At 63.4% G+C, this 4523-nt stretch carries 5 protein-coding genes; 1 reads left to right on the plus strand and 4 read right to left on the minus strand.

Annotated features, from left to right (window positions below):
- Positions 1–188 precede the first annotated feature (188 nt).
- From RN729_RS09705 to RN729_RS09720, 4 genes are all read right to left on the minus strand, one after another.
- Positions 189–842, minus strand: coding sequence for a response regulator transcription factor (locus RN729_RS09705; RefSeq protein ID WP_310784232.1), 654 nt, complete (start codon positions 840–842; stop codon positions 189–191).
- The gene (locus tag RN729_RS09710) at positions 839–1873 is read right to left on the minus strand and encodes a PAS domain-containing sensor histidine kinase (RefSeq protein WP_310784235.1); all 1035 of its coding nucleotides are present in this window, start codon (positions 1871–1873) and stop codon (positions 839–841) included. Before RN729_RS09710 ends, RN729_RS09705 begins: the two co-directional genes overlap by 4 nt.
- Positions 1874–2028: 155 nt before the next feature.
- Entirely contained in the window at positions 2029–3165 is a 1137-nt protein-coding gene (locus RN729_RS09715) for a hypothetical protein (RefSeq protein WP_310784238.1), read from the minus strand.
- A gap of 38 nt (positions 3166–3203) precedes the next feature.
- Positions 3204–3446, minus strand: coding sequence for a hypothetical protein (locus RN729_RS09720; RefSeq protein WP_310784242.1), 243 nt, complete (start codon positions 3444–3446; stop codon positions 3204–3206).
- A gap of 298 nt (positions 3447–3744) precedes the next feature.
- On the opposite strand from RN729_RS09720, the gene RN729_RS09725 reads away from it, so the two are divergent.
- Positions 3745–4523, plus strand: a 779-nt coding sequence (locus tag RN729_RS09725; protein ID WP_310784245.1) for a hypothetical protein, incomplete at its 3' end; no start/stop codon positions are given.

Here is a 4523-nt window from a genome sequence, read left to right on the forward strand (position 1 = left end):
ACGGCAGGGAATCACGTAAGTTCAATCAGGGCTGCGCGATCTGCGTTTCCTGCCCTCAGGCCACATCTGACCTCGCCTCCCACGAACAGCGGGGAAATCGTCACCAAATGGCGGGACTTCGGACGGCATCCGAGCGGATGCGAACGTACTCCAATGAGCGCCGGTTGATGGGAATGCTCCGTCCTTTCCTACTCGCCCAGCAGCAAGCCCGACTTGAGCGCCAGATCCACCCAATCCGACCGGTCGTGCAACCCGAGTTTCTCCTTGAGGCGGGCACGGTAGTTCTCGATTGTCCTTTGCGCCAAGGACATCTTGCCGGCAATCTGGCTTGCCGTATAGCCTCTGGCGGTGAGTCTCAGGATTTCGCGTTCCTGATCGTTCAAGGCGGCCAGTGGGGATTCCGGCTGGGCGTCGAATTCCCGTCGTCTCCTCATGTAGAGCTGGGACGCCACGCGAGGCATCGTTGTCCGTCCGGCGGCGACCAGATCCACAGCCCGGACCAAGTCTTCAGGCCCCCGGCTCTTCCTGATGAACCCCATCGCACCTACGGACATGACGGGTTCAAGGTATTCCTCGTGGTCGTATCTGGTGAGTATCAGGACCCCTCCGCCAAGCCCCAGCGCGCTTATTCGCCGGGTTGCCTCGATGCCGTCCAGGCGAGGCATGTCGATGTCCATCAGGATCACGTCGGGTTCGAGTCTCTGTGCCAGCCGAATCGCCTCCTCGCCGTCGGCAGCCTCCCCAACCACCTTCATTCGACCGGTGCTCTCGATGATCGCCCGAAGACCCGCGCGAACCATCTCATGGTCGTCAACGATGAGCACCTTCGTGTCCCAGCTCACAGCCCTTCCTCCGCCGTAGCATGCTCAGCCACCGGAACGCGAATCCGGATTCCAGTGCCACTGCCGAGGCAACTGCGCACCTCGAAGACCCCGCCGATCATGGCGGCGCGTTCACTCATCCCGAGGAGCCCGATTCCGCACCCCGACGAGCCGATGGCGGCGGTATCGAAGCCGACGCCAGCGTCCCTCACTTCAACTTCTATCCACCCGGAATCGCCGGTCAGGGTTACGGTGGCTTCGTCCGCTCCCGAATGCTGACGCGCGTTGGCGAGAGACTCTTGGACGATGCGAAACACCGCAAGCGCCTTCGCCGGGTCCAAGTCGCGCCCCACATCGATGAGGTTGCAGTGAACCGCGAACCCGGCTTCGGAATACTCGCGAAACAGGATCCTCAACGCGAAGCTCAATCCGAAGTGCTTGAGTTCCAGCGGCGTCAGGCCTCGGCAGACCCGCTCAATCGACGCAATGGTGTCATCAATTGCCGAACTCAGCTCCAGCAGACGGTCGTCGTCGCCGGACAAGCCCTCCGTGCTCCGCAGGGTCGTGAAGCGGTGCTTGATGAAGACCATCCGCTGGACGATGTCGTCGTGCAACTCGCCAGCCATACGGGTCCGCTCCGCTTCCGCTGCCTCCACCCTCGCCATGGACATGCTGCGCCAACGGTCGAATCGGGACAGGTCTCGAACCGTGCAGACAACCATCGATCCGTAATCGGCGGGTTGCCATGGCGTGAGCGCGATTTCGGCTGGGAACTGACTTCCGTCTCGGCGTTCCCCGTGCAAGAGCAAGCCGTGTCCGATTGGCCGAGCGCGGGGTCGGAGCGCGTATTCGGCCCTCAGTTCCGCGTGGCGGGCGCGATGCTGGAAGGGCACCAAGAGGTCGACACCCAGTCCGACCATCTCATCGCGATGCCACGCGAACATGGTCGTAGCGCGCTCGTTCACATCCCGGATGACGCCAGCGTCATCCACCACCAAGATGGCGTCCGGCGACGCATCAAGGACTTCTCTCAGGAGGGTGTCTGCGAGCATGACGGATTGTAGCAACCCAATCGGCATTCTGCCAACGTCGGAGGACTTGAAGCGAGCGGACGCCCGGAGGATGCCGGATCCGCCACCGGAGGGGCGTATCCGATGGAGGACTCCCCAGCACCCTCGGTTGCGGAGTGCTGGGGAGTTGGCACCCTCTAAGGCCTTCGGATCGGGCGCACTTCCATGGTTTGAACGTCGAACGCGTCCAACATGATCCCGGCCACATGGGTGTCGCCGACCCACAGAAGCCGGAAGCGCTCCGGTAGGTCCACAGTGGCCGTCAGCGCACCGTCGGCGGCAAACACCTTCCAGTGGGAGGGCCGTTGTTCCAGATAGGATACTTGGAAACTCTCAACCCACACCAGACCGTCGTCCGACGCCACGACCTTTGAGTAGGCCGGGAAGTGCGTCGGATAGGGGTATTCTCGCCAAAACCGCCGCGTCTCCGTGGTGGGCCGACCGGCGTCTCGATCTCTGCGTACCCTTCGCTGTACATAGGCCGTCCGGTGCGACTCAGAGACGACCCTGCGCCCCTCTTCCAGCGCGAGCGTATCCAGAGGAACCCCATCCATGTCGTACTTCACCAACGACCAATCGTCACTCGTACCCAGTACGAATCCCCATTGTGAGGATCCGAGAACCGGATTCATACCCCACAGGAGTGGCAAGTCGCTGTACCGGTTGGGAACCCTGCTGGGGCTGCGGTATCTCTCTCTTCCCGGGAAAGGACCCATGGAATCCAGGTAGCTTCCGTCTTGCGCGAAAAAGACCACGTCGAAGGTCGAACGGTACGGTATCATCGGTGGGATGCCGCCGTCGCCGCCACTCAACAGGGGATCCCGATGGCGGATGATCCCAATGAAGCCACCGGAACCAGAACACTGGATTGCCGAGAGATTACCCTGGGGAGACTCGACCCGAAATGTTCTTAGGTGATCGAGTTCCAGCGAGTACACGGATACTCGATTCAGGACCCCGTCAGACGCGAATATGCTGTCCCCACCACAGTCACCTATCCACTCCAGACCCTGGAACTCGCCCGGACCCTGTCCTCTTCGCCCAGTGGTGGCTACGCGGTGCCCCGTCGCTAGAGCGAACGCGTGGATCTGCCTGGACCCAGCGTCAGCGACGTAAGCGAGGTCACCGCGAACGAGGATGCCCACGATTTCCTCAAACGGTACCACCGGGTCTTCGCCGACTCCGACCCTTAGTTCAGGCGGACCCAAGCTCCACTGAGCTTCAGCGGGCGCCGCGAGGAAGGCGCCCACCGCCACCGAGAGCGTCGCGCCCACATTTGCGACGCCTCGGTGGCGACGGGGACGGCGAGTGTCTACTCGGGGCCGCATCCGTTGCTCTCCCAGTCGCAGCGGTCGTCCCTGATGACTGTCTCGCCACCGACCGAGACGATGCACTCGGCACCGGTGTACTCCTCGCAGGTCGCCATGCCTGCGGCCCCGCACGTGGCGGCGGCTGTGATGGTGGTGGTGGCGTCGCCCGGAACGGCAGCTGTGGTAAACAGCGCCAAGGCGGCCACCGCGAGGGCGACGGTGGAACGTCCAATCGTCTGCATCATGTGTCTTCCTCCTCCGATGGAAGTGGTGTGTCTTGTCCAACGCACCGATTTGCGCGGAGGACACGAGCAGTATCGCCCATCGGGTATCCGGGCAAAGGGGAGAAAACCGCATCCCGTTGCGGAAAAACACCCTGCCTTCTGGGGGAATCTTCCGCACGTGTCGAGGGACCCGCAGATGGGAACTCTCAATGGCGTAATGAGCCAGCCGCACCGACATGACATCTCTTGGGGCACTATGGACACTCGGGAATCCCTCACGGGTTGACTTCCCTCCAAGCGGCCCTTCACCGTTTCGGGCATGGAGACGACGAAGCAACGGTTCGACCTGACGGAGGACAGAGCGGTCCCCGGTCTCATGGAGCGTGCAGAAGGGTTGAAGCCCTTCGGCTGGAGGGGACGCCGCGCGGAATGGATCGCGCTCGCCTGCTTCCATGGCGGCGTGTTCACGCGCGCGCAGTGGACGAGCTTCCTCGGGTGCCACCACGAAAAGGTCGGCCGCGCCGTCCGCAAGCTCGTCGGCCAGGGCGTGGCCATCGAGGAGAAGCCGCCCGGCATCAAAGGCATCGGGCGGATATGCCGTATCCACGGTCGCCCGATCTACAAGGCGCTCGGCTTGGGGGACCGCCGCCGCCGGAGGATCACGTCGCCGGAGGTGACGATGCGGCGCCTGCTCGGGCTCGACTACGTGCTCGAACATCCCCGCCTGCCGTGGCTTCCCACCGAAGCCGACCGGGTTGCCGCCTTCGAGGCGCTCGGAATCGGGCGGGGACTCTTTCCCCAACGTGTCTACCGGGGTGCGCTCGGGGGCCTTCGGCGCTTCTTCCCGCTCGGGCTTCCCATCGCGCTGGACACGGAGCGCGCCGTCTTCGTGTACGCCGAGCCGGGTTACGAGACGGCGACGGCGATCCGTTCTTGGGGCGCGAAGCACGGCGATCTCTGGAAGGCGCTCTGGGACCTCGGTCTCAAGATCGAGGTGGTGGCGGTGGTCCGGAGATGGAAGGAGTACGGGAGGACAAGCAGGGTGCTCACCAACTGGTCGCGGTATCCGCGTCCGTCCGAAATCGACGAGGAGACCCG

It is taken from the genome of Candidatus Palauibacter polyketidifaciens (genome assembly GCF_947581785.1).
Lineage (GTDB): Bacteria > Gemmatimonadota > Gemmatimonadetes > Palauibacterales > Palauibacteraceae > Palauibacter > Palauibacter polyketidifaciens.